The organism is Frankia nepalensis, assembly GCF_016786325.1.
Taxonomy (GTDB): domain Bacteria; phylum Actinomycetota; class Actinomycetes; order Frankiales; family Frankiaceae; genus Pseudofrankia; species Pseudofrankia nepalensis.
On the sequence record NZ_JADWYU010000106.1, the window covers coordinates 1 to 23,905 of the forward strand.

Here is a 23,905-nt window from a genome sequence, read left to right on the forward strand (position 1 = left end):
GGCGGAACTTGCGGTCGAGGTGGCGGGTGAACGCGTCGAGCGTCTCGTAGTAGTGGTTGTCGGCGTCGACCGGCCGTAACGCCGGCACGTGCCCTTGCTCACTCGCCATGGCAGCCTCCCTGTGGGCAAGAGATATAGACGTTTCTAGCCGGGCAGCGGGCCGACGCCAAGCCTCAGTTCGCGGTGCCACCGGGCCCGGGGCACGAGCCGGCGGCGCGAGCCCCGGCCGGCGCGCCGACCGGGACGCGGTCAGCGGACGACACCGGTCCGCGGCCCGCGTCGGACGTCGCGGAAGGGGCGGTGCCGGCGCGGTGTTCCCGGGCCTCCATCAGTAAAGTGCCATACTCCGATCGCAAAAGCGACAGTACCAATGGCCGGCTGGGTGGCGGCTCCGGTCCCCAGTCGATCCCCGGCTCACCTCGGGCCCGCCCCGCGATCCTGCTGATCCGTCGCCTCTGGTGGTCCGTCGCCGGGGCGCTCGGTCCTGGCGAGGCGCGGCCAGATCGTGGCGCACACGTGCTCGGGGGTTCCCGGGCAGCCGTGGCGGAGCCAGTCGAGGACCAGGCCGAGCAGGGCGCCGGCCAGCAGCGCGGCGGTGGGGTCGTAGGGGATCTCGGCCGGGTCGTCGGCATGGGTGCCCGCGCCGGGTCTGGTGAGGTTGACGTGCAGCGAGATGGCGAGCCGCTGCTGCAGGTGGTTGATCACCCGGGCGCTGCCGTCCTCGCCGAGCAGGGCGCGGTAGAGGCGGGCCCGGTCGCGGATGTGGGTGAGCACCCTGACCAGGGCCTCCCGTTCCCGGAGCTGCCGGGCCGGGGCGCGGCTGGGGGCGATGACGGGTGAGGTGGCGATCAACTCGTCGAACATCGCGGTGCAGGCGCTGGCCGCCAGGTCGTGCACGTCGGTGTAGTGCTCGTAGAACGTCGTGCGGTTGACGTCCGCCCGCTTGGTCACGTCGGAGACCGAGATCTGGACCAGGTCGCGCTCGGCGATCAGGTCGAGCAGCGCTCGTTCCAGGGCCGAGCGGGTCCGCCGGATCCGGCGGTCGAGGGGTTGCGGCGCGGGCACTCCTCCACCATAGTTAGCCCGACAGATGTCGGTTAAGGGACGCTCGTCCTGTAGTTGGCGGCCTGGTTGTCGCGGGCGGAACGAGCGCCGCCCGGCGGCGGCGCCGACGCGCCCGAGCACCTCACGAGGCAGGGCGTCGCCGCGTGTCGCGTCGTCCCGGGCCGGGCATCTCGCCGGAGCGTCGACGTGTTCTGCCTGGTCGCGAGCTGAAAGAGGAAGCATGCCCAAATTCGATCTGTCGAAGGTCAACATCGTTCCGTACGTGTCGTTAGCGGACGCGTCGGTGCAGGATCACTCGACACGGGACAGGCAGTTCCCGGGGCTTCACAACGACCTGCTGTTCCTCTGGGCCATGGTCGACACCGAGAACGGCAAGCGCTACGAGCTGATCCGCATGCTGTCGGCGAGCGGAACGTTCGACTTCATCCTCCATGAATGCCCCACCGACCTGTGGGCCCATCCGACGACCGTGCGGTTCCCGTTCGAGAGCGACCTGTACTGGGGACCCATTCTGTGGCTGGACAGCGATGGCAGGCAGACCGTCTTCCCGCTGAACTCGACCGCGAAGCAGAGCCTCAAAGTCTCGCTCGGCCCCGATGAATACGTGTGGAAGGAGGACGGCGGCCTCATCGACGTCGTCCTGACGCCGCGACCGATGAACGTGACGACCATCTACGTTCCCGGGCTCCCCGACGACGTCGGCTACACGAGCTCGGGCTGCACGGTGACGGGCAGCATCGCCGGGTCGAAGATCACCGGAGGCTACGGCGGACTCGACCGGATGTACTGCCTACCCGGCCTCAGCGCCATGGTCTCCAAGATCGCCGAGCTCGAGCACTACTGGTTCGTCTGGGGGTCGATCCTGGAGGACGGGCGCTGGGAGACCGGCAACGCGATGCTGGGCACGGGCAACTACGCGACCGCCACGTTTCAGCGGGACGGCGAGCCCCCGATCATCGCGACCAACGACGAGGTCGAGTCCAAGGTCATCTGGGAGACGAAGGGCGACGTGCGCCAACCACGCCTCGCCAGCCTCACGTTCGGCGGCCGGACCTTCAGCTTCGAGGGCACCCACAACGCGGCCGCGGCCGCGGTCTCCCTCGGCATCGCCTGGCTGCACGGAACCGTGCGGGAAGAAGGCGGTCCGAAGCCGGTCAGGAGCTGGTCGACGATGGAGGTCATCAAGATCCGCGCGACGCCGCGCGACTAGCCGCCGCGCGCGGCAGTGGTGGCTCGGCATTCGGACGTGGACGGAGGGCGGATCTGATGGTGGAACTGGCGGGGAAGGTCGCGGTCGTCACCGGCGGCGGCTCCGGACTCGGCGCGGCGATGGCGTCGGCATTCGACCGGATGGAACGGTCCTGACACTGGTCGCCGGCGGCACGCTGCCCGTCGGCCCAGCCTCTGGAGGGTGACATGAGAGTTGGTTCGCCGGGCGGCGGCGATGGGCCGTCGGGACCGGTGTCCCTTGACGCGCAGGCGTTGTGGGACATCGAGCAGATCAAGCAGCTCAAGGCCCGGTACTTCCGCTTTCTCGACGCCAAGGACTGGGACGCCTTCCGGGAGCTGTTCACCGACGACTGCGAGCACATCCTCCCGCAGGAGTCGGAGCGGCGTTTCCAGACCAACGACGAGTACTTCGGGTCCACCATCCCGCTGCTGTCGAACGGGGTGACGACGCACCACGGCCACATGCCGGAGATCACGCTGCTCAGCGAGACCGAGGCGACGGGCGTCTGGGCGATGCAGGACTACGTGCAGCTGGCCGGGCCGGGCGGCCGGCTGAGCATCAAGGGCTACGGCCACTACGTCGAGACCTACCGGAAGTGCCCGGACGGCCGGTGGCGCATCAGCTCCAAGCGCAACGAGCGGCTGCGCGTCGACCAGGCCCCCTGGACCCTCCCCGAGCCGTGACCGGCACCTCGGGCACCCGGCCCGGACGGTCGGGACCGGCGGACCGGCGCCGGCGTCAGCCGGGCCGGGCTCTCGATCTCGGCCTGGGCAGCCGCGCCTGGGCGGCCTGACCTCGTCCGACAGCGCTGGCCCGCGTCGATCCACGGTGACGGTTCGCCCGCCGGGAATGACGCCGGGCTGGGTGGCACGGTTTACTCTCGTCGACGCGGCCGGAGAACGTCGAACCGACGAGGAGGGCGATATCGGATGTGTCGTCTGTTCGGCATGAGCAGTTCTCCGCGTCGTGCCCACGCCACCTTCTGGCTGCTGGATGCCCCCGACAGCCTCAGCGACCAGAGCCGGCGCGAGCCGGACGGTACCGGGCTCGGCTTCTTCGACGCCGACGGCGCTCCCATCCTCCACAAGGCCCCGATAGCCGCCTACGAGGACCGGAGTTTCGCCCAGGAGGCCAAGCAGGTCGAATCGACCACGTTTCTTGCCCACATTCGATTCGCCTCCACGGGAGGCCTGGAACAGCGCAATACCCATCCTTTCGAGCAGGACGGCCGCCTCTTCGCGCACAACGGCGTGCTCGAAGGTCTGGACGAGCTCGAGCGGCAACTCGGCCCGGACGTGTCGATGGTGCACGGCGACACCGACTCCGAGCGGTTCTTCGCATTGATCACCCGGGAGATCAGAAGCGGCGCCGGTGACGTGGCTGGCGGCATCGAGGGCGCGGCCCGCTGGATCGCCAGGCATCTGCCGGTGTACGCCCTCAACCTGATCATCGCGACCCCGGGGGAGCTCTGGGCGTTGCGCTATCCCGACACGAACCCGTTGTACGTGCTCGAACGCCCGGCCGGCGGCCACCACGGCGACCGTCACCTCGACCACAGCGGCACCGCCGGCCACCTGCGCGTCCACTCCCGCGACCTGGTCGCGACGCCCGCGGTCGTGGTCGCCAGCGAGCCGATGGACGACAACCCCGCGTGGCGGCCGATGGAACCCGGCGAGCTCCTGCACGCCGGGCCCGACCTGCGGATCACCCGCGGGATCGTGCTCACCGAGGAGCCGGCGCATCGACTGGCCCTGAAGGACCTGCGGCCGGTGGCCGCCGCCTCCCAGAAGCCCAGGTAGCGCCGGCGCGGGCGATCACGCCGCCCACGCGGCACGGCCGACGCGGCGCCGTCCTGCCCAGCCGCCGGTCGCCAGCCGCTTAGCCTGGCCGGGTGGCGCTGCACAGGCAGGCGATGAGGGAGTCGGCGGACGCGCACCTGGCGGTCCGGCCGCAGCTGCGATGGCCGGCACGGCCGGGGCGCGCGGGCGGGGAGGCCGGCGGCGACCTGCCGCGCTACCGGATCCCGGCCGGGCCGATGGACCCGGAGACGGCCTACCAGCTGGTGCGCGACGAGCTGATGCTCGACGGCAACGCGCGGCTGAACCTGGCCACCTTCGTCACCACCTGGATGGACCCGCACGCCGACCGGCTGATGGCCGAGTGCGCCGCCAAGAACATGATCGACAAGGACGAGTACCCGCAGACCGCCGAGCTGGAATCACGCTGTGTGAACATCCTTGCCGAGCTCTGGCACGCGCCGGATGCCCGCGACGCGGTCGGCTGCTCGACGACCGGCTCGTCCGAGGCATGCATGCTCGCCGGCCTGGCGATGACGCGCCGGTGGCGGGCGAAACGCCGCGCGGCGGGCCTTCCGGCCGACCGGCCCAACCTGGTGATGGGCGCGAACGTGCAGGTCTGCTGGGAGAAGTTCGCCCGTTACTGGGACGTCGAGCCCCGGCTCGTGCCGCTCGCGCCCGGTCGCACCCATCTGACCGGCGACGAGGCCGCGCCCCGCTGCGACGAGAACACGATCGGCGTGGTCGCCATCCTCGGCTCGACCTTCGACGGGACGTACGAGCCCGTCGCCGAGATCGCCGCCGCGCTCGACCGGCTCGCCGCCGGCGGGGGGCCGGACGTGCCGCTGCACGTCGACGCCGCGTCGGGCGGGTTCGTCGCCCCGTTCTGCGACCCGGACCTGGCCTGGGACTTCCAGCTCGACCGCGTCGTCTCGATCAACGCCTCCGGCCACAAGTACGGCCTGGTGTACCCGGGGGTCGGCTGGGTGCTCTGGCGCGACCACGACCACCTGCCCGCGGAGCTCGTCTTCAAGGTCGACTACCTCGGCGGGACGATGCCGACGTTCGCGCTCAACTTCTCCCGCCCCGGCGCCCAGGTGGTCGCGCAGTACTACTCGCTGCTGCGCCACGGCCGCGAGGGCTACCGACAGGTGATGGAGGGCTGCCGCGACGTCGCGGGCCGCCTTTCCGACCTGATCGCCGCGATGGGTCCGTTCGAGCTCGTCTCGGACGGCGCGACCGGCATTCCCGTCTTCGCCTTCACGGTCCGCGACGCCGCCAGCGCCGGGTTCAGCGTGTTCGACGTGTCGGAGCTCCTGCGCACCCGGGGCTGGCAGGTTCCCGCCTACCACTTCCCGCCGGCGCTCGAGGAACTCGCCGTGCTGCGCGTCGTCGTGCGCAACGGATTCGGCCCGGATCTGGCCGATCTCCTGGCCGCGGACCTCGGCCGCGCCGTCGACCGCCTCACGGCCTCCGGCCGCCCCGCGCCGCCCCGCGCCGAGGCCACGTCGGCCTTCCACCACTGACGCGGCCGCTGTCGCCGATTCATGCCTCACTTCGATCTTCATCGTCGGCGACGATGGGTGACGGACGGCGAAAGACGGGCCGCCTGCTTCTGCCGTCGACGCCCGGTCGACCGACCTGCGCTGTCACCAGAGCGTGTCCGAGATGTCCCACGGATCAGGCGGCCGGGGGCCTTCGAGGGGCTCCTCGTCCTCGTCCGCGGGTGCCTGTGCCCCACCCGGACGCCTCCCCCCGGGTATGGAACCCGTCGGATCGTTGGTCCCGGTCGAGGAAGGCCACTCGGACAGACGCCGATCTGCCTCAATCTGGGTGGGCCATGCGGGCGGCGGATGCGCGTTCGAGCCGGGCGGGCCTGCCTGGGACTTGCCACGAGGTCGCCACATCCGGCGTCGCCCGGGGAACGGGTCGGTCGCGGTGTCACCCGTGTCGGTGAGGCCGAATCGAAGCAGCCGGTCGGCTTCCTCCGGCCGGCCCAGCCTGACGAGGGTGTCGGCCAGCCGCCGCCGGACGACCCAGCCGTGGCCCAGGTCGACGAGGGCACGCAGCCCGTCGGCGTCCCGCCGCTCGGCGAGGCCGTCGGCCAGCCAGTCGGCGGCGAGCCAGTCACCATCCTCGGCGAGGCGCCGCAGGATCGTCGTCGCTTCCGAGACGTCGTTCCGCTGGACCAGCAGGTCGGCGAGCAGCAGGGTGGACCACCGATCGCCCATCGCGGCCCGAGCGCGAAGCCCGCCCGCGTCGCCGCGCCGGGCCAGCAGGACGGCGAGGCACAGCGCCGCCCATTCGGCGCCGCCTTCCGCGAGTTCGCGCACGCCTTCGACGTCGTCGCGTTCCGCGAGTAGCTCCGCCAGTCGCCTGGCGGCGGATCCGTCGCCGTCGCTGGCCCACTCCCGAAGGCTTTCCTCGTCGTGGCGCTCGGCGGCCAGACTGGCCAGCCGCATGGCTGCCCACGCGCTCAGATTGGCCAGCTCACGCAGACGGGCGCGGTCGCCGCGCATCTCGAGAATCGTCACGAGCCGCAGGGCCGCCCACGGGTCCGCCGCGGCGCGGGTACTCAGAAGGATCTCCGCCTCGCTGACGTTCCCGAGCGACACCAGCAGATCAGCCGTTCGTAGAACCGCCCAGCCGTTGCCGGCCGCGGCGTGCCGCTCGAGAACCTTCACCGCGGTCGGTATGTCGTCACCCCGTTCGGTCAACAGGTCGGCGAGCATCAGCGCCGCCCAGACGTCATCGTCGGCCCGGGCGCGCAGCGCCTGGATGTCGCCACGGTCGGCGAGCAGCTCCGCCAGGCGCACGGCGGCCCACTCGTTGCCGAGGTCGGCGAACTCCCGCAGAGTCGGCTCGGGCTCGGGCTCGGGCTCCGACTCGGGCTCCACCGAGACCGAGGGCGAGTCGGGAATGGCCCCGGCCAGCTCGACCAGCCTGCGCGCCGCCCAGCCCGCGCCGTGGGCGGCTTCGTCCCACAGGAAGCCGCGGTTCTCCTCGGCATTCGGCAGCCGCGCGACCAACTCGCCCAGCCGCATCGCCGCATGGTCGTCCGAACCCCCGATTTCGGTGAGCTCCAACAGCCCGTCCAGATCCTCCCGAAGGGCCAGCAGATCGGCCAGCCGCGCCATGGCCCGGTCGTCGTCGACGTACCGGGCCCGCCTGTAGAGCGAGATCGCGTGCCCATACAGCAGCCGGTCGAACGCGCTGTCACCGAGGCGGGCCGCCTCCTCGACGGTCGCATGCTCGCTCAACGCCTCCCAGAGCAGGCCCGGCGGACGCAGCGTCCGTCGGGCCTGGCGGCCGTACCGGTCGAGATAGGCGGCCAGCCGTGCGCGCGGCGCCGTCTCGAACTGGCCTGGACGAGCGCGATCACGGGAAAGCGGCCCCGGCAGGCCTCGCCAGCGCTCACTCGTCGCGACCAGGGCCCGGCGGAACCAGTTGTCGGGGAGGTCCTGCCACTGGGCGTCCGTGAGGTACGCCGGCACGGCCGCCTCGAGAAGGGGCAGCGGCAGCGCGCGGCCGTGCCCGAGGCGGCGGACGTCCATCGTCGCCTCGATCAGCGCCTTCCCCACGGGTCCGGCATGGCGATAGTGATCAAGAAGCCGGGGCCCGGAGGCCAGGTACTGGGCCAGCCGTCCGTCGTCGGCGTGCGCGCAGGCCCCGGCCAGGCGGGCGTCACCGGCCGCCTTGACCCGCGCGGCATCCAGAGCGGGCCCGGTGAAGGCATCGGGTACGGAGATGGTCGCGTCAGCCAGCAGCGCCCGCGCATGCGGATGCGGCTCGGCCCGCTCGTCATCCGGGTCGGACGTCAGCGCCCTCCAGTCGCCGGGCAGGAGCGTGCCCAGTACGAGCACGCAGCTCGTATCCGGGTCCCTGAGCAGTTCTCGAAGTCCAAGCGCGGCCAGCTCGCCGTGCTTCCTGCCAGGGGTAAGGAGGTGTCGCTCGGCTTCGTCGAGCCATACGACCGTGCCCGGTTCGACCGCCGGCAACCCGTCAACGAGGTCGCGCGCCGTCAGCGGATGCCACAGCCGCCAGTCGTCCGGCACGGACTGGACCGCCTCCCAGCAGGCACGGCTCTTGCCCGTGGCCGGCCCGCCGACAAGCACCGCGAGGCTGCCGCGGCCACCGATCGCGTGATCGACGGCCGCCCGAAGCAATTCGTCATGATCGCGAACTATGTAGTCGGGCAAGACGGACGGCGGGCGGTCCGGGTCCTCGACGACCGGGTGCACGCCGTAGGCGAACGGGTGGGCCAGATTCGAGACCGGCCGTCCCAGGCCACGCCGCGGTCTCGTCGCCGACGGCCGCCGACGGCCTTCCGCGGCGGCCGCGTCCAGCGCCCGCGCACCGCGCGCGGGGGTCCGCGCCACGCGCGCGACAGGCCTGGCCCGCCATGGGCGCTCCGCGAGCCTGACCGGCATCTCGTCCACCCGTCGGGATCCGGTGTGCTCCCGGAACACGTCGGCATCCGGATACCGCTCGTACGCCACCGCGAGCAGCCGCGCGCGTCCGTCTACGACCACACCGTCGGCGATCCATGCCGAGATCTGCCTCCAGTAGACCAACGGGGTCCGCGCGTCCATGGGCAGCTGAGCCCGCGGGTAGCCCGCCTCCGCGAGGAGCAGCTCGGCCTCCCCGGACGTGGTACACCGTTCCGCGAGCGCCTTGATCTGCTCGTCGTCAAGCCCTCTGCCCACCGTGGCCTCACTGACAAATCCGGCCTACCGCCACCCGTGCCGCACATGATCGCATCGCGCGGACCAGCCGCGTCGCCCCCCCTCAGCGAGCCGCCGCCCTGATCAGCGCCGACGCTGGTCCGCGCGTTGTCGACCTGAACGGCACCGTTCTGCCGCCTCAGGTCAGACCGGGCCGGGACGCGGATCCGCCGGTCCAGGTGGCGGGCCGGAGCCGGGCCCGGGATCGGGTCCGGATTCGGGTCCTGACGCGTCGAGCAGGTCCTCGACGGTCCGCGTCAGCTGGGCGACGTCAACGCCGAGCCTCTCGAGCGCCCGCACCGGCACCCCGTCCGGCTGCTCCAGGAGGGCGAGCAGGATGTGGCCGAGGTCGACCACCGGCGCCTCGCGCCGGTCCGCGGCCGATCGGGCGGCCCGCAACGCGCGGCGGGCCGTCGTGGTGAACAGAGGTTGCGGGGTGCCGGCCGCGTCGGACAGCTGGTATGGGGACTGGTAGGACGAGGGGACCTGGGCCCGGCGAGGTGGTCCCTCGGCGTCCGCGGGATGGGTGTCCATCCAGGCATGCGTCTGGCGAAGCAGCTCCGCGGCGTCCTCGTCGAGGATCTCGAGGACGCGGACGGCGAGGCCCTTCCCCTCGACGAGCAGGGCGGCGAGCAGGTGCCCGCTCCCGATCATCCTCTCGTCGCGGGCGAGCGACTCCCGCAGGGACAGTTCCAGAACCGCTTTCGAGCGTGGGGTGAAAGGAATATGGCCGGACGCCGCCGGGTCGCCCGCCGGGACGATCTGTACGAGCGCTGCTCGCGCCCGCTCGTCGGTGATGCCCCGCGCGGCGAGGAACTCGCCGGCCACGTCGCCCTGCGCGGCGATCAGGCCGAGCAGCAGGTGCTCGGTCCCGATGTAGCGGTGGTTGAGCGACCGGCTGGCCTCCTGGGAGGCGACGATGGCCCGACGCGCGCCGTCGGAGAACCGTTCGAACATGGCGCCATCCCAGAAGCCGGACCGGCCGGCTCCGGCGCCGATCGGTCATATCACCGCAGTGTGACCCGTTTCGGTCCCCAGCGAGCCGTGTTCGGTCTTCCTCCCGACGATCAGGCGCGACGCCCGTCCTCTCGGCCCGGCCCGGCGTCCCGGGCAGCGCCGGGAACGCGGCTCGCGCGCGCCCGATGGCCTGGGGGATTCCCACGATGTTCCGGGTCGGACCACCCTCGCCTGATGGGGCGCGAGTGCCATGCCCGGCAACGTTCGCCCGGTGCCCGCGCGGCCGCGCGCTCGTCCTGTCCGAGCATCGTCAGGGGAATCGTGTCAGCGGTCGCGATCTGGGATGGTCAGGGCTCAAACCGGGCCGCCGACCTGTCCGCTGATTCGCGATCCATAGCTCGCGTTCTCGCTGACACTTCGAGGGCCAGCCACGGCACGGATGAGGAGCGACAGGGCTGACGGCGCTGGAGATGGCACCAACGCCGGATCGTCACGAGGGGATCAGCGCGATTTGATGGTCAGACCCCGACCGGCGTAGGCCGCAGGTCTGTCTCGCGGCTTCGGACAGCTTTGAAACGGCCGAGGTGCGCATCAACGGTCAGCGGCACGAAGCCTCGTCCGAGGCTCTCGCGGGGATGGACTGGTCACGGACCAGGTCCTGACGCCCGCCCGGTCCCACCGGGCGCCTGAGGCGCGCGTCGTTCCGGCGCGCACGGCAGTGGCCGTTGTCGGCGGCGATCCTGCCGGGCCGGCGTCGTCGAGCTCCCGTCGTCGCAGTTCGCCCGCCAGGACCAGTTGGCGGCGGGCCGCGGTGTGGTCGCCGGCCATCGCGAAGGCGCGCGCGAGCAGGTCGTGGTTGCCCTCGGCCAGCGGGTTGCGCGCCACGGCGCGGGCGGCGTAACGGACCGCGTCGTCCGCCTGCCCGGCGGCCAGCAGCGCCGCCGTCGCGTCGCGCAGCCGGGCCTCGTGGGTGGCGGCCACCTGGTGGCGTGCCACCAGCAGCCAGGAGTCGAATCCCGGCGTGGCGGCCAGCTGCACGCCGTCGAGCAGTTCGCCGTCGAGCTCCAGCAGGGACGCGTCCGGGCCGGCCGGCCCGTGGGTGAGCAGGAGGACGTCGACCCAGACGTCGGCCCCGAGCGCCGTGCGCACCGGGTCGCCCCGGAAGGCGTCCGGCGCCGCCAGTGTCCGGCGTAGCTCGGCCAGTAGCCAGCGCAGCGCGCCGAGCGGGTCCGCCGCGTTGCCCAGCAGCAGGTCGGCGAGGTGGCGGCGGCTGGGCGCGCGGTCGGCGAGCAGCAGGTAGCACAGCAACGCCCAGGCCTTGCGCCCTCGCGGTGGCGGAACCGGCCGGCCGCCTCGCTCGATGGCCGGCGGCCCGATCAGCCGGATCTGCGTCGTCACGTCGCTGGACGCGCCGCGCGTCGTCGGCCCTTCGGCCTGCTCCGCGGCGCGCGGCAGCGGAAACGCGGCCAGCTCGGCGACGGTGGGCCGTGCCCCGGCGTGTGCCGACGCCCGTGAGGTGGTGATCATTGGTGTCCTCCTGCCTGGCTCGCGAGCACGGATCGCGACGGTGTCCGACGGCACCGGAGCGAACCGGAGAGAAACGGTGTCCGACGGTCCCGGAGCGAACCGGAGAGAAGAGGAGTCCTTCCGGCTCCGGTCCGGAACCGAACCGGCGCTCCCGTGCGCTCCGCTCCGTCGCCGTCGGATGTCGTGGTTTCGATCAGCCGGTCCTGCGGCCGACGGCGACGAGGTACTCGGCCCGCATCAGCAGGCCGCCGTCGGTGGCGTCGTTGCGGCGGGAGACCATCGCGACGATCTCGGCGCGGCACTCGTCCCAGCGGCCCGTGGCGGTGAGGCGCTCGCGCGCCTTGACGGTCGGGCCGTAGTGGCTCTCCATGAACGCGACGAACCGTTCCGGTGAGTCGAACCGCCACGGGTTGTGGCCGCGGGTGAACTCGAGCTCGACCCCGCTGCCGGCGAACAGCCGGCGCACATGCGGTTCGCTGCCCCACAGCGGCGGCGGCGACGCGTAGTCCGGCGCCGCCGGCAGGTAGCGGCCGATGAGCTTGAGCAACTCGCCGATCTGGCTCTGGGGGGTCCAGCTGACGAGGCCGATCTGCCCGCCGGGCCGGCAGACCCGCGCCAGCTCCCGCGCGGCGAGCTCGTGGCGCGGCGCGAACTGGACGCCGAAGACGGACAGCACGAGGTCGAAGCTCGCGTCGGGGTAGGGCAGCTCCTCGGCGTCGCCCTCGACCCAGTCGACGGCCACGCGGTGCTCGTGGGCGCGTCGCCGGGCGGTCTCGAACAGCTCGGGCGTGAGGTCGAGGCCGACGACCCGGGCGCCCGCGGCGGCGGCCCGCAGCGCGACGTTGCCCGTGCCGGTGGCGACGTCGAGCACCCGCGCGCCGGGTGCCAGCTCCACGCGGGCCAGCAGGTCGCGCGGGGGTGACTCGTCGATCAGCTCGGCGACGGCGGCGTAGTCGCCCGCGGCCCAGGTGGCCCGGTGAGACTGCTTGAGTTCGGCGACGGCGGTCATGGCTTGTTCTCCTTTTCGAGTCCGACGCCGCGAGTCTGCGCCGCGGGGGTTGGCGAAACCCTGCGCGAACCCTGTCGCGACCTGTGCCGGTGCTTGCCGGGCCTGTGTGGGCGCCCTAGCGTGCGGACCATGGGGGCGCGGGTCCGGCTTTGCGGACGCCTGGAGATCGAGCTGGGCGGGGAGCGGGTCGAGAACCGGTTACCGGGCCGTCAGGGGCCGCTCGTCCTCGCGTTCCTGGTGCTCAACCGTGGCCGACCGGTCGCGCGCGACGAGCTGATCGGGGCGCTGTGGCCCGGCGAGCCGCCGGCCGATCCCGACGAGGCGCTGAGCGCGCTGCTGTCGAAGGTGCGCCGAGCGGTCGGCCGGGAGACGCTGTCGGGTCGGCGGGAGCTCACCCTGACGTTGCCGGCGGACGCGGAGGTCGACCTCGAGCGGGCGTTCGCGGCGGCGGAGCGGGCGCGGGCGGCGATCGCGGAAGGTGACTTCGCCGCGGCGTGGGCGGCGGGCTCGGCCGCGCTCGAGACCGCCAGCCAGGGGTTCCTCGTCGGCCTGGACGCGCCCTGGGTCGACGACCGGCGCCGCGAGCTCGAACAGCTACGCCTGGGCGCGCTGGAGGCGGTTGCCGAGGCGGGAGTCGCGCTCGGCGGCGCCCGGCTGGCGGGCGCCGAGCGGGCCGCGCGCGAGCTGACGCGCGAGGCTCCGCTGCGGGAGGCGGGCCACCGGCTGCTGATGGAGGCGCTCGCCGCCCGTGGCGAGGAGGCGGAGGCGCTCGCCGCCTACGAGCAGCTGCGGGTGGCGTTGCGCGAGGAGCTCGGGACCGGGCCGGGCGCGGCGGTCCGGGCGCTGCACGCGCGGCTGCTCGCGGGCGGGGCGGCCGGCCCTCGACCGGCCCCGGCTCCAGCGCCGGCGCCGGCGTCTGCCGGGCCGCCGCGGGTGCCGCTTCCGGCGTTCCTGGCGCGCAGACGCGGGCAGTTCGTGGGGCGCGAGCGGGAGCTGGAGCTGTTGCGCGGGGCCTGGCACGGCGCCCGCGCGGGACGACGCGGGCTGGTCCTGCTGTGCGGCGGGCCGGGGATCGGCAAGACCCGCCTGGCCGGCGAGCTGTCGCGCGAGGCGCATGCCGGCGGCACGGTCCTGTACGCGGGCTGCCAGGAGGATCCGCTCGTCCCCTACCAGCCCTTCGTCGAGGCGCTGCGGCAGTACGTGCGCGGCGGGCACCTCGACGGCGCGCGCCGCCGCTTCGGGCCGGGCTGGGGGGAGCTCGCGCGGCTCATCCCCGAGCTCGCGCACCGGGGGCCTGGTGACGGCGCGCCGGAGTCCGACGACCCCGAGACGCGCCGGTACCTGATGTTCGAGGCGGTTTCCGCGCTGCTGACCGAGGCCTGCGCGCGGGCCCCGGTGCTGCTCGTCCTCGACGACCTGCACTGGGCGGACCGGTCGACCCTCCAGCTCCTGCGACACGTGGTCCGGGCTCCGCACGAGGCCGCGCTGCTGGTCGTGGGGTCCTACCGGGACCTGGAGGTCGCCCCCGAGCATCCGCTGGCCGAGCTGCTGGCGGACCTGCGGCGTGACGGCCTGTTCGAGCGGCTGCCGCTCGAGGGCCTCGACTCGCGTGGCGTGGAGACGCTGATCGCGGCACACACCGGCCAGGCGACGCCTTCGGCGCTGGTGCGGACCGTCCACGCGCAGACCGAGGGCAATCCGTTCTTCGTCGAGGAGGTCGTGCGCCACCTGATCGAGACCGGCGTGATGTTCGGGCGCGAGGGCCGCTGGGGCTCCGCCCTCACCCCGGAGCAGATCGGTGTCCCGGAAGGGGTCAAGGAGGTGCTCGCGCGCCGCCTCGCCCGCCTCTCGCAGACCTGTCGCGGCGTGCTCGCCCAGGCCGCCGTCCTCGGTCGCGACTTCCCGTTCGACCTGCTGGTGGCGATGGCCGAGCTCGGCGAGGAGCCGGTGATCGGCGCGCTGGAGGAGGCGCTGGGGGCCCGGCTCGTCGTGGAGCAGGAGGAGGGCCTGGTCTACGCGTTCACGCACGCGCTCGTGCGCGAGACGCTCTACGGAGCGCTCAGCGCGCCGCGTCGCCAGCGGATCCACGCGCGCGCGGCGCGGGCCATCGAGGGCGCCGCGGCGTCCGACCCGGAGGCACGGGTCGCCGCCCTCGCGCTGCACTACCGGCTCGCGGGCCCGACGGTCGATCCGGCGAAGGGAATCGACTACTCGCTGCGCGCCGGGGAACGCGCCCGCCAGCTGTTCGCCTGGGACGAGGCCACGGCGCACTGGGCCGGGGCGCTGGCGCTGATGGAGCGCGCCGGCGCCGAGCCGGCCGACCGGGCGCGGCTGCTCGTGACCCTGGCGGTCGTCTGCGCCGTGCTGGGCGACCTGGCCCGCGAGATCGACTACCTGGAGCGGGCGCTCGACCTCTACCTGGGCCTGGCGGACGACGAGCGGGCGGCGCAGGTGCACTCACGCCTCGGCATGGCCCATTCGCTGATCGACTCCATCTACGCCGAGCACCTCGACATCGGCCGGGCGTTTCGCCACTTCGACGCCGCGCGGTCCGTGCTCGAGCGTGGGCCCGCGCGCACGGCCCGCGGCCATCTCGAGACGGGAGTCGCCACGGCGCTGACCTACGGGCTGCGCATCGAGCCCGGGATCGAGGCGGCGGGCCGCGCGATGGAGATCGCCGAGCGGCTCGGCGACGAGGGCCTCTGGGCGGCCGCGACGACGGCCTACGGCTGGCACAAGTTCGCGGCCGGCGAGCTACGCGAAGCCTTCGAGGCGGAAGATCGCGCCTTCGAGGTGGCCGATCGGGGACAAAGACCGTTCCTCGCCTCGATGGCCCTCCAGATTCGTGGTCAGATGACCTGGGGACTGGGCGACCCCGATCGCGCGCAGGCCTACTTCGAGCAACTGTTCGGCCTGCCGTACGCCGGCGAGACGGCTCACCGCCAGGTGTTCGCCGACGGCATCGGCCGCTGTCACATGTCCCGGGGCGAGCTGGCACAGGCGCGGGCGCTGCTGTCCGACGCCAGGCCGACCTTCTTCACCCATTCGCTGGCGCCGCTGGTGGACCTGTGGGAAGGGAACTGGGATCGGGTCGAGGCGCTCGCGGGCCAGGTGCTCGAGACGAGTCGTCGAACGGCGAACCGGTGGGACGAGTGGGCGGCGCATCACCTCGCCGCGCGCGTGCTGAGTGCGCGCGGCCGGCCCGGGCCGGCCGCGCGGTCGCTCGAGCACGCGCGCCGGATCGTCGAGGAGGGCGGCGCCCGCTACTTCGAGCTGTGGGTCCTTCCCGACCTCGCCCGCGCGTACGCCGAAACGGGACGTCTGGACGAGGCACGCCGGCACATCGATCGCTGCCGCGAGATCATCGCGGACGGCGAGGAGTGGCGTGGAAGGCGGGGCATCGTGGACGTCGCCGAGGCGGTACTGCTGAGCTTCGAGGCGCGGCCCGACGAGGCCGACGACCGGTTCGAGCGGGCCCTGGCGACGCTGCGCCACTTCAGGCTGGTAGCCGACGAGGCCGACGCCCTGCACCAGCGGGGGCTGGCCCTGGCCCGCGCGGGCGAGCGCGCGCGGGCGGGCGAGCCGTTCGAAGCGGCGGTCGCCCTCTACCGCCGGCACGAGGCCGGAGCGATCTGGCCGCGGCGCCTGGCGGACGACGCCGCTCTTCACGGCGTCAGCCGCTGACGCCACCCGAAGCCATCGCCCTCAGCCTGAAGCCAGCTCAGCCTGAAGTCATTCGACGCCGGCCGGCGGCCAGATCCGCGCATCGGCGCCTTGACGCCGGTCCGCGAACTCGCGGTTCCACGACGTCGGCGCGCGCCACATCTCCCTTCGCCGGCGGATGGGATTCGCGAGCCGCCGACGGTGGATCCCACGAGGCCGGGCGAGGCACGGGCCGATGGCCGGAAGGATGTTCCCGGCTAAATGTCCGAAATGGACGCCCCGCGTTTCCTGGCGCCCTGTCGGCGGGGCGCGACGGGTTCCGTCGACGGGCCTCGGCGCGCCTTTCTCCGGCCGCGGTGCCGCCTTCGGGGTGAATGGCCGCCGGCCTGCTAAGATCCCGATCACGGCTTGGATCGCCTCGGGGGGATGGCGTGCGAACTGGGGCGAACCTCCCCTCCTTCGTCGAATGCCCGATATGGGTACGCCACGGCGCGGTGCCGCGGAAAGACTGCCGCGTGGTCATCGAGAGCATGTCCAACGCCTCGACGGTCATGGGCGGTGTGCTGCGCCAGAGCCATGACAGCGTCGACCTCCGGATGCGTCGATGCCTGGAACACCAGGTGTCCGCCACGGACGCGGCGGCCGTCCTGTCGGCGATGCGGACGACCGTCGACCAGGTACTCGACCCCGGCTCCCTGGATGGCGTCGGGTTCGACGGCCCGAAGTTCTGCAGCTACCCGCCCGGCGGCTATTTCCGCGCCCACAATGACCGTTCCGAGGATCCCGCGGACCCCGGCGTGGTACGAGGACGGCAGTTCTCGGTCGTCTGTCTCCTCAACGACGACGACCCGTCCGACCAGCTGCCCGCATTCGACGGCGGAGTACTGGTCATCCACGCGCCCCTCGGGGACGGGCGCCGCGAACCGCGGAATATCGCGATGAGGGCCGGATCCGTCGCGGTGTTCGCGGCCGATCTGCTGCACGAGGTCCGGCCGGTGCGCGGCGGCATCCGCTACTCGGCGATCGGCTGGCTTTTCCAGAAGACACCGGCGCACCAGGAACCGCACCAGGGATGAGGAGACCAGTGGCCAGTATTCACGGTGACGTCAACGAGCGGATGGAGCTTCGGGTCACGGCCGACCTGGTCGGCGAGTTCAGGCCCGAGCTGGCCGCGTTCCTGGGGAGCCTCGACCTCGGCCGCCTCCTCGAGGAGGTGTTCATGCCGCTGACCACCGCCGCCCGCACGAGGGTGGCCGTCGCCTACGAGGAACGGGCCTGGCCGCCCGCGGGAGTCGGTGCCCGGGCCCTGCGGGGGGTGGCGCTGGCCGTCGTGAGCGACGACGGCCAGTCCCTGCTGACGCCAGTGGTGCTGTCGCCGCAGCACGTCACCAACGTCGGGCTCGCGGCGGCGCTCACGAAGATCCTGCTCGAGGATCTCGCGGCCGATGGCACGGAATGGGTCACGATATTCGTCAACCAGCGGTCGAAGGTGGTCGCGGGCGAGCTCATGGGCGCGGGTTTCGAACCCAGGGCCGCCAGGGTGGTCACCGGGGAGACGGAGTTCACGGCGTTCGCGTCGGTACCGACCGGCGTGCTCGAGTCGCTGGGGCTCGCCGACACCCGCCTCGGGGACGTCCTCGCCCTCAATCTCGACCGGGCGCACATCTCCCGGCTGACGGCGTTTCATCTCTCGCTCGCCGCCGGTCTGACCAACTACTGGGCCGACCGCGCGCGCTGGGCCGAGGTGTTCCCCGGGTTCATCGACTGGGCGACGCTGCCGCCGGGCGGGATAACCGGCACTCCGGGGCCGGCGATCGACCCCGTCGACCCGGTGGTCATCGTCGATAGGTGAGCTGGCCGCCCCGATGACGGCGCCGTCGATCGAGATCGTCATCCGTTCCTACTACCGTGACCTCCGCTGGCTCGACCTGTCGCTGCGTTCGATCGAGAGGTTCGCCACGGGACACGACCAGGTCGTCGTCGTGGTTCCGCGGAGCAGCCTGCCGAGAATCCCCAGCGAGATTCCGCTGCCCAGGCCCGGAGTGCGGCTGCGCGTCTGCCGCGACTACCCCGACGACTACGTGGGCCAGCAGATCACGAAACTGCACGCCGACCGGTACTCCGCCGCGGACGTGATCCTCCACCTCGACTCCGACCAGGTCTTCGTCGAGCCCTGTGACCTGCGGGCGCGGCTGTTCAGCGGATCCCTGCCACGCGTGTCGTACGACACCGGCGGGCGAAGACCAGGACCGGACGGATGGCGCCGGTGCCCGGAGGTCTTCTTCGGCCGGCCGATCGACTGGGACCTGACGGCCCCGCCGCCGCTGACGCTTCCCCGGCACGTCTACCCCGCGCTCCGGAGATACTGCGAGGCCCGGCACGGCGTCTCGCTGTCCTCCTATGCGCGGGCCACCGCGCCGCACCGCCTCTGCGAGGTCGCGCTGCTGCGCGGTTTCGTCCTGCTGACCGAACCGGACCACTACCGGTGGGTGGACGTGCGGGACACCGATCCGCTCCCGGAATGCCGGACGTTCTGGAGCCGCCTCCAGACGCCGGACTCGGCGGCGGACCAACTCCCAGCGGAACTCAGGCGATGAGCCGCGACCAGCCGGTCTCCGTGGTGATCTCGACGTTTCAGGAGGGCGACGCGCTGGCGGCGACCGTCGCGTCACTCGACGAGGCGGAAGACGCGCCCCACGAGATCATCGTGGTGGACGACGGCAGTACCGACGGCAGCTGCGACCGGGCGTGGCCAGCGCGGGTCCGGGTCCTTCGGCAGGCGCACCACGGCATCGCCGCGGCGCGCAACCGTGGGGCGCGCGTCGCGACCCAGCCGGTCGTCGTCTTCCTGGACGCGCACTGCGCCGTCGAGGGGCCGTGGCTGCGCCCCCTGCTGCGGGTGCTTGGCGAGGCGCCTCGAGCACTGGTCGGGCCGGCGGTGCGAGACGCCGACGACCGGCGCTACGTCGGCTGCGGCGCCGAGATCGTCGACGAGTTGTTCACCTACCGGTGGCGCCGGGCCGCCGCGGACGAAGGGGTGGTCGAGGTCGGCCTGGTGCCGGGAGGATGCCTGGCGGTCAGGCGCGACACGTTCATGGCGGCCGGCGGATTCGCCGACTTCGAGGGGTTCGGCGTCGAGGACGTGGAACTCGCGCTGAGGTGGTGGCGAGCGGGACACCCGCTGCTCGGCGTTCCGGAGTCCCTGGTGACCCACAGGTTCCGTGCCACGGCTCCCTACCGCCCAGATCACCGGGCGTGGCTGCAGAACGTGCTGCGCACCGCGCTGCTCCATCTCTCCGGAGACCAGCTACGCGCCTGCGTGTCGGCCTGCACCCGGTTCGAGCTCTTCGGCCCAGCCATCGCGACCGCCCTGGCGAAGCCCTGGATGGAGCTTCATCGCCAGCTGGCGGAGACGGAGCACCGTCCGGTGGAGGAGTACCTGCGGAGATGGGCGCCAAAAGCCTTCCCTGGCTGAAGGACGCGTAAGGCACCCTCCTCGCGGATCCTGGTGGGTCGTTCGACCGCCGGCACACGCACCCTTCCACTGATCAGGACGCCGCGACGGAGACGTGCTTCCTGCCGCTGGTCAGCAGTCGATGCCGTGCTCGCTCAGCTCGGCCCTCAGCACGCTGAGCGAGGGGTTGTCGGGCCAGCTCTTGTCGTTCTCGACGTCGTGGTCCCTGCCGTTGGCGTCCCGGACGTCGTCGACGTCGAAGTAGTTGGCCAGGCTGGATTTGCTGGCGTCGTTCTCGAGCTCGACGTCGCACGCGGCGGGATCGGCGTCCGTGTTCACGGACACGTGTGCGTCGTACGCGACGAGCACCGTCTTGGAGCCCTTCTTCTCCTTGTCGGACGTGACCTCGACCGAGCCGAACCCGTTTGCCTTGAGCTTGTCGGCGAACTTCTTCGCGTTGTTCTTCGACCCGCAGCCGGTCAGTACCATCGCCACGATGAGAAGCGGTGCCACCAGGACGGCGACGAAAGTCCTGGGAGCGTTCTTTCTCCACCTGAGACTCATATGCTGATTCCTGCCTTCATCCGTGAGTATCCGTCGAGGAGCCGCTGCTCATCGCGTGTCGGGCGGGGTGCGAGCCGGGCGGTCATCTCCAGCCCGGCTGAACCGGGCTCGGCCGGACAGAAGCCGCGAACCAGGACCACATGACGCCGATGATTCCAGACGTGGCCGGGACCAGGGCCGTCAGTCCGGCGACAGCCCGTCCGGGCGGCGGCCCCGCTGGGCGCGGCGCTCGCCAGCGGCGGCGATCATGCGTGGGCAGGCCCGCGCGGCGGCGCGAGCGGTGACCGGCGCGAGTAACGCTCGCCGGCAGTGAGTAGCAGGGCGGCCAAGTCCGGTATCGCCTGCTCATGAGGTCGCTCCCGAGCCAGGTTTCACTGGCGCCGACGGTCAGGCACGCCCCCCGCACCGGCGGGTGGCACGGAGGCCAGGCCGCGAGCTCAGGAGGAATCGTGGAGATCACCACCAGTACCACCCCGGCCACCTCGGCACTGGCTCTCGCCGGTCTCAGCACGAACCACAGCCAGGTGGTGCTCACGGGGCTGAGCACGAACCACAGCCAGGTGGTGCTCACCGGGTTGAGCACGAACCACAGCCAGGTGGTGCTCACGGGGCTGAGCACGAACCACAACCAGGTCGTCCTCGTCGCGACGGCCCGCTGACCGCGACGTCCCTCACGCCGGCGGGGCCCGGCGAATCGTCCGGGTCCCGCCAGCGTCACGCCATCTCCGTCGGACGAGCCGTTGACGGGACCAGCCACGCGCTATGACAGCCATCTCCGAGCCCTCGACGGCCACGACGTCCCCCGCCGGTGCCGCTCCCGCCGGTGCCACTCCCGCTGGTCCAGCCGACACGGCATCCGCTCGCGCCACCGCGCGCAGCCCTCGACTGGGCGGGGCGGTTCGCGTCCTCCTGACCGCCGACCTTCTCGCCGCCGTCGGAACCGGGATGACGTTGCCGTTCCTCGTCGTCTACCTCCACGCCGAACGCGGTCTGAGCCTGTCGGTGGCCGGTGCCGCCGCGGCCTTCGTCGCCCTGGCGAGTTTCGTCGGCAACCCGGTCGGCGGACTGCTCGCCGACCGGGTGGGCCCACGCGCGACGACGGCGGCCGGGCTGCTCGCGGCCGGAGCGGGAGCCTGGGCGCTGGCGGGTGCCACGACGGCGAGCCAGGCATTGGCCGCCGCGTCGCTGTCGGGCTTCGCGGTGGCGGTCCAATGGCCGGCCTCGGACGCGTTGCTCGCGCGGCTCGTTCCCGAACAGCTCCGCGCGACGGCATTCGGGGCACGCTTCGCGACCATGAACTTTGGCCTGGCCGCCGGCGCCGTCCTCGCCGGGCTGCTGGTCAGCGGGACCCAGCCGTCCTATGTCCGGCTGTACCTGCTCGACGCGGCCAGTTTCGTTCTGGCGGCCCCACTGCTGGCACTGGTGCGGCTACCGGACCAGCGCGGTCCGGCCAGCCCGAGCGCCGACCGGAGCGCCGACCGGAGCGTCAACCGGCGCGCGGACCGGAGCGACGACGGGCGGCCGTCGGGGGACCGGCGGCCGGGACGCTCACGCCGTGACCGGCGCCGCGACGGCTACCGGCGGCTGGCGTCCGACCGGGGTTTCCGACACCTCTGGTTGCTCACGGCGGCGCTCGTGACGGTCGGGTATGGCCTGTTCAACTCGGCGTTCCCGGTGCTGGTCACCGTCGGCGTGGGACTGTCCGCCGAGGTGCTGAGCCTCGCGTTCGCGGCCAACATGGCCACGGTCGTCGTGAGCCAACCGATCATCACCCGCATGATCGCTGGTCGAAGCGCCAGCTCGGTGCTCGCCGCCGTGGCCGCGGTCTGGGCGGGCACCTGGCTCCTGATGCGGATCGCCCTGCTCACCGAGGGCGCGCCGGCCGTGGGCCTGGTCGTCCTCGCCGCCGTGACCTTCGCGCTGGCCGAGACGATGCTCGCGCAGACGGTGCCCGCCCTGGTCAACCGACTGGCCACCGACGAGCTGCGCGGCCGGTACAACGCCGGTTCGGCGCTGGCCTACACCACTGGCTTCGCGGTCGGCCCCGCCGTCGCCGGCCCCGTTCTCGACGCGGGTGGCGGCGGCGTCCTGCTGGTCGGCGCGGCCGGATGCTGCTGCCTGCTCGCCTGGCGCGCCACCGGTCTCGGTCGGCACCTGCCGACGGGCACGGACACCGCCGCCGCCCGAGAGGACACCGCCGGCGGCGCGGCGCCTCGCGCCCGTTCGGTGGACCTCGGCGAAGGGCTGGAGATGGCGACGACATGACGGACCCATCCACCGGAGCCACCGGCCAGACGCGCGGGAGCGCCAACGCCGCCGCCCCGGCCGCGCGAACGATCACAGCCACCGTCGAGTCAGCCACCGTCGAGCCAGGCGCAGTCGAGTCAACCGCCGTCGGACCGGCCGCTGTCGAGCCGAGCGCCGTCGGACCGGCGGCCGTCAGGCCGGCGGCCGTCGAGCCGGCTGCCCCCGGACCGGCCGGCGTCGAACCGGCCGTCGCCGCGAAGCTCGCCGCGAGCCTGGAGCGCCGGGCGCTCGGCGACGTCCAGGGAGCTCAGCTCCTGGTTGACGAGGCCGCGGCCAAGGCGGGCACGTACGTCGCGGGCCAGGACGATGGCGGCCCGAACGCCGCCACCCTGGCCAACCTGGCGCTCGTCCAGGGGCTGGTCGCCGCGGCGCGCGGCGACACCGAGGCGGCGCTGGAACTGCTCGCCGCGGCGGCCGGGCGGGCCGAGCGTGCCCCGGGGGAGCTCGGTGCTCGGCTGCGGCTCCACGCGCTGATCGAAGTCGGCGCGCTGCTGCGGGACCGGGGCGCCTACCTGGACGCCGAGTTCCACCTGCGCGGGGCCGTCGAGGCGGCGACCGGGACGGCCGGCCTGGGGCCCGCGGACGTCGGCCGCGCCTGGAACGAACTCGGCATCACCCTTCGGTACCGGGGGCGACATGATGAGGCGGCCGACTGCTACGGCCGTGCCCGGGCGCTGCTGACCGCGGTCGGCGGCGAGGGGCCGCCCAGGGAGCTCGAACTCGAGCTCGCGACCGTCGACCACAACCTGGGCGGGCTGGCGCACGCCCGCGGGGACCTGGCCGCGGCGGAGCACGCCAGCCGCCGGGCCTTCGACACGCGGCGCCGGCTGCTCGGGGACGAGCATCCGGCCACCGTCGGCGACCTGGGCGCGCTGGCCGCCGTGGTCCTCGACCGCGGCCGCGTCGAGGAGGCCGTCGGGATGCTCGAAGGCGTGCTGCGGGCGTTCGAGCGCATCCACGGATCCGAGCACTACGAGGTGGCGGTCGCCCTGCACAACCTCGGCACCGCCTACTTCCTGGCCGGCGACCGGCCACGGGCCGCGGCGGCGCTGCGCCGCGGCCTCGCGCTCAAACGGCGGGCGCTGCACGGCGACCACCCCGACCTGGCCTCGACGGCCTGCAACCTGGCCGCCGTCCACCTCGCCGAGGGGGACACCGCGCGGGCGGCCGACCTGTGGGCCGAGGGCGCGCGGGTGCTGCGCGGGGTCGTCGCGCCCGACCATCCGACGCTGCGCACCTGTCTCGAGTCCCTCGCGGCCCTGCGCGAACCGTGACGGCCGTAGGCGCCTGCCCTCAGGCGACCGCCTTTCCGACGAAGTACATGCCGAGCAGGCTGGCGGCCATGAGCACGACCCAGAGGTCCGTGAGCCGGCGGAGCAGCGCGGGCGCGTGCCGTACCTCCATGAACTCACGCATGATGATCCGGACCTTGACCAGCGCGAGGATGATCGCGCTCACGGTGACCGCGGTGCTCGCCGTCGGAGCGCCGCCGTCGTCGGCGGAACGGTCGATCCACAAATAGATCAGAGTGATCGCCGACAGTACGGCCCAGACGGCGAGGAGCCGTTTGTCGATCGCGGTCTTCTTGTTGAGTGCGGTCTTCACGAG

19 protein-coding genes are annotated in these 23,905 nt (G+C 72.8%); 12 read left to right on the forward strand and 7 right to left on the reverse strand.

Annotated features, from left to right (window positions below):
• Nucleotides 1-414 precede the first annotated feature (414 nt).
• On the reverse strand, nucleotides 415-1,065 hold the full coding sequence (locus I6A81_RS13015) for a TetR/AcrR family transcriptional regulator (RefSeq protein WP_203004772.1): 651 nt from the start codon (nucleotides 1,063-1,065) through the stop codon (nucleotides 415-417).
• Between the two features lie 220 nt (nucleotides 1,066-1,285).
• Here I6A81_RS13015 and I6A81_RS13020 point away from each other — a divergent pair, with 220 nt between their 5' ends.
• From I6A81_RS13020 to I6A81_RS13035, 4 genes are all read left to right on the forward strand, one after another.
• Entirely contained in the window at nucleotides 1,286-2,275 is a 990-nt protein-coding gene (locus I6A81_RS13020; protein WP_203004773.1) for a hypothetical protein, read from the forward strand.
• Nucleotides 2,276-2,481: 206 nt separating this feature from the next.
• A complete protein-coding gene (locus I6A81_RS13025; RefSeq protein WP_203004774.1) occupies nucleotides 2,482-2,979 on the forward strand; it encodes a nuclear transport factor 2 family protein in 498 nt (165 codons plus the stop codon).
• 246 nt (nucleotides 2,980-3,225) lie between these two features.
• Nucleotides 3,226-4,095 (forward strand): class II glutamine amidotransferase, encoded by an 870-nt coding sequence (locus tag I6A81_RS13030; protein WP_203004775.1) that lies wholly within the window; start codon nucleotides 3,226-3,228, stop codon nucleotides 4,093-4,095.
• A 92-nt stretch (nucleotides 4,096-4,187) separates the two neighbouring features.
• Complete coding sequence (locus I6A81_RS13035) at nucleotides 4,188-5,618, forward strand: glutamate decarboxylase (protein WP_307874640.1); 1,431 nt, start codon at nucleotides 4,188-4,190, stop codon at nucleotides 5,616-5,618.
• A 123-nt stretch (nucleotides 5,619-5,741) separates the two neighbouring features.
• On the opposite strand, the gene I6A81_RS13040 is transcribed toward I6A81_RS13035, so the two are convergent.
• The 4 genes from I6A81_RS13040 to I6A81_RS13055 all read right to left on the reverse strand — a co-directional run bounded on the left by I6A81_RS13040 (nucleotide 5,742) and on the right by I6A81_RS13055 (nucleotide 12,309).
• Nucleotides 5,742-8,798, reverse strand: a complete 3,057-nt coding sequence (locus I6A81_RS13040; RefSeq protein ID WP_203004776.1) for an effector-associated domain EAD1-containing protein — start codon at nucleotides 8,796-8,798, stop codon at nucleotides 5,742-5,744.
• Nucleotides 8,799-8,960: 162 nt separating this feature from the next.
• On the reverse strand, nucleotides 8,961-9,773 hold the full coding sequence (locus I6A81_RS13045) for a Clp protease N-terminal domain-containing protein (protein ID WP_203004777.1): 813 nt from the start codon (nucleotides 9,771-9,773) through the stop codon (nucleotides 8,961-8,963).
• Nucleotides 9,774-10,364: 591 nt separating this feature from the next.
• Complete coding sequence (locus I6A81_RS13050) at nucleotides 10,365-11,300, reverse strand: AfsR/SARP family transcriptional regulator (RefSeq protein ID WP_203004778.1); 936 nt, start codon at nucleotides 11,298-11,300, stop codon at nucleotides 10,365-10,367.
• A gap of 193 nt (nucleotides 11,301-11,493) precedes the next feature.
• Complete coding sequence (locus tag I6A81_RS13055; RefSeq protein ID WP_203004779.1) at nucleotides 11,494-12,309, reverse strand: class I SAM-dependent methyltransferase; 816 nt, start codon at nucleotides 12,307-12,309, stop codon at nucleotides 11,494-11,496.
• Between the two features lie 129 nt (nucleotides 12,310-12,438).
• Between I6A81_RS13055 and I6A81_RS13060 the strand changes: the two genes are divergently transcribed.
• The 5 genes from I6A81_RS13060 to I6A81_RS13080 all read left to right on the forward strand — a co-directional run bounded on the left by I6A81_RS13060 (nucleotide 12,439) and on the right by I6A81_RS13080 (nucleotide 19,447).
• Entirely contained in the window at nucleotides 12,439-15,993 is a 3,555-nt protein-coding gene (locus I6A81_RS13060; RefSeq protein WP_203004780.1) for an ATP-binding protein, read from the forward strand.
• 494 nt (nucleotides 15,994-16,487) lie between these two features.
• A complete protein-coding gene (locus I6A81_RS13065) occupies nucleotides 16,488-17,048 on the forward strand; it encodes a 2OG-Fe(II) oxygenase (RefSeq protein WP_203004781.1) in 561 nt (186 codons plus the stop codon).
• Nucleotides 17,049-17,056: 8 nt separating this feature from the next.
• Nucleotides 17,057-17,824, forward strand: a complete 768-nt coding sequence (locus I6A81_RS13070; protein WP_203004782.1) for a hypothetical protein — start codon at nucleotides 17,057-17,059, stop codon at nucleotides 17,822-17,824.
• Between the two features lie 13 nt (nucleotides 17,825-17,837).
• Nucleotides 17,838-18,569, forward strand: a complete 732-nt coding sequence (locus tag I6A81_RS13075; protein WP_203004783.1) for a hypothetical protein — start codon at nucleotides 17,838-17,840, stop codon at nucleotides 18,567-18,569.
• Nucleotides 18,566-19,447, forward strand: coding sequence for a glycosyltransferase family 2 protein (locus I6A81_RS13080; protein ID WP_203004784.1), 882 nt, complete (start codon nucleotides 18,566-18,568; stop codon nucleotides 19,445-19,447). Before I6A81_RS13075 ends, I6A81_RS13080 begins: the two co-directional genes overlap by 4 nt.
• Nucleotides 19,448-19,558: 111 nt before the next feature.
• Here the strand turns inward: I6A81_RS13080 and I6A81_RS13085 are convergent, their stop codons facing one another.
• Nucleotides 19,559-19,915 (reverse strand): hypothetical protein, encoded by a 357-nt coding sequence (locus tag I6A81_RS13085; protein ID WP_238429668.1) that lies wholly within the window; start codon nucleotides 19,913-19,915, stop codon nucleotides 19,559-19,561.
• Between the two features lie 524 nt (nucleotides 19,916-20,439).
• Between I6A81_RS13085 and I6A81_RS13090 the strand changes: the two genes are divergently transcribed.
• From I6A81_RS13090 to I6A81_RS13100, 3 genes are all read left to right on the forward strand, one after another.
• The gene (locus tag I6A81_RS13090) at nucleotides 20,440-20,649 is read left to right on the forward strand and encodes a hypothetical protein (RefSeq protein ID WP_203004786.1); all 210 of its coding nucleotides are present in this window, start codon (nucleotides 20,440-20,442) and stop codon (nucleotides 20,647-20,649) included.
• A gap of 103 nt (nucleotides 20,650-20,752) precedes the next feature.
• Nucleotides 20,753-22,255: an MFS transporter gene (locus tag I6A81_RS13095; RefSeq protein ID WP_285222644.1), complete on the forward strand. Its 1,503-nt coding sequence runs from the start codon at nucleotides 20,753-20,755 to the stop codon at nucleotides 22,253-22,255.
• On the forward strand, nucleotides 22,252-23,571 hold the full coding sequence (locus I6A81_RS13100) for a tetratricopeptide repeat protein (protein ID WP_203004788.1): 1,320 nt from the start codon (nucleotides 22,252-22,254) through the stop codon (nucleotides 23,569-23,571). The genes I6A81_RS13095 and I6A81_RS13100 overlap by 4 nt, the downstream gene beginning before the upstream one ends.
• A gap of 19 nt (nucleotides 23,572-23,590) precedes the next feature.
• Here I6A81_RS13100 and I6A81_RS13105 read toward each other — a convergent pair whose 3' ends face one another.
• Complete coding sequence (locus I6A81_RS13105) at nucleotides 23,591-23,902, reverse strand: cytochrome C oxidase subunit IV family protein (protein ID WP_203004789.1); 312 nt, start codon at nucleotides 23,900-23,902, stop codon at nucleotides 23,591-23,593.
• Nucleotides 23,903-23,905 lie beyond the last annotated feature (3 nt).

What these genes read in the sequence shown, in the direction of transcription:
- I6A81_RS13020 (WP_203004773.1), top strand. Translation starts at nt 1,286, where the DNA reads ATGCCCAAATTCGATCTGTCGAAGGTCAACATCGTTCCGTACGTGTCG.
- I6A81_RS13025 (WP_203004774.1), top strand. Translation starts at nt 2,482, where the DNA reads ATGAGAGTTGGTTCGCCGGGCGGCGGCGATGGGCCGTCGGGACCGGTG.
- I6A81_RS13030 (WP_203004775.1), top strand. Translation starts at nt 3,226, where the DNA reads ATGTGTCGTCTGTTCGGCATGAGCAGTTCTCCGCGTCGTGCCCACGCC.
- I6A81_RS13045 (WP_203004777.1), bottom strand. Translation starts at nt 9,773, where the DNA reads ATGTTCGAACGGTTCTCCGACGGCGCGCGTCGGGCCATCGTCGCCTCC.
- I6A81_RS13050 (WP_203004778.1), bottom strand. Translation starts at nt 11,300, where the DNA reads ATGATCACCACCTCACGGGCGTCGGCACACGCCGGGGCACGGCCCACC.
- I6A81_RS13055 (WP_203004779.1), bottom strand. Translation starts at nt 12,309, where the DNA reads ATGACCGCCGTCGCCGAACTCAAGCAGTCTCACCGGGCCACCTGGGCC.
- I6A81_RS13060 (WP_203004780.1), top strand. Translation starts at nt 12,439, where the DNA reads ATGGGGGCGCGGGTCCGGCTTTGCGGACGCCTGGAGATCGAGCTGGGC.
- I6A81_RS13075 (WP_203004783.1), top strand. Translation starts at nt 17,838, where the DNA reads ATGACGGCGCCGTCGATCGAGATCGTCATCCGTTCCTACTACCGTGAC.
- I6A81_RS13080 (WP_203004784.1), top strand. Translation starts at nt 18,566, where the DNA reads ATGAGCCGCGACCAGCCGGTCTCCGTGGTGATCTCGACGTTTCAGGAG.
- I6A81_RS13085 (WP_238429668.1), bottom strand. Translation starts at nt 19,915, where the DNA reads ATGGTACTGACCGGCTGCGGGTCGAAGAACAACGCGAAGAAGTTCGCC.
- I6A81_RS13095 (WP_285222644.1), top strand. Translation starts at nt 20,753, where the DNA reads ATGACAGCCATCTCCGAGCCCTCGACGGCCACGACGTCCCCCGCCGGT.
- I6A81_RS13100 (WP_203004788.1), top strand. Translation starts at nt 22,252, where the DNA reads ATGACGGACCCATCCACCGGAGCCACCGGCCAGACGCGCGGGAGCGCC.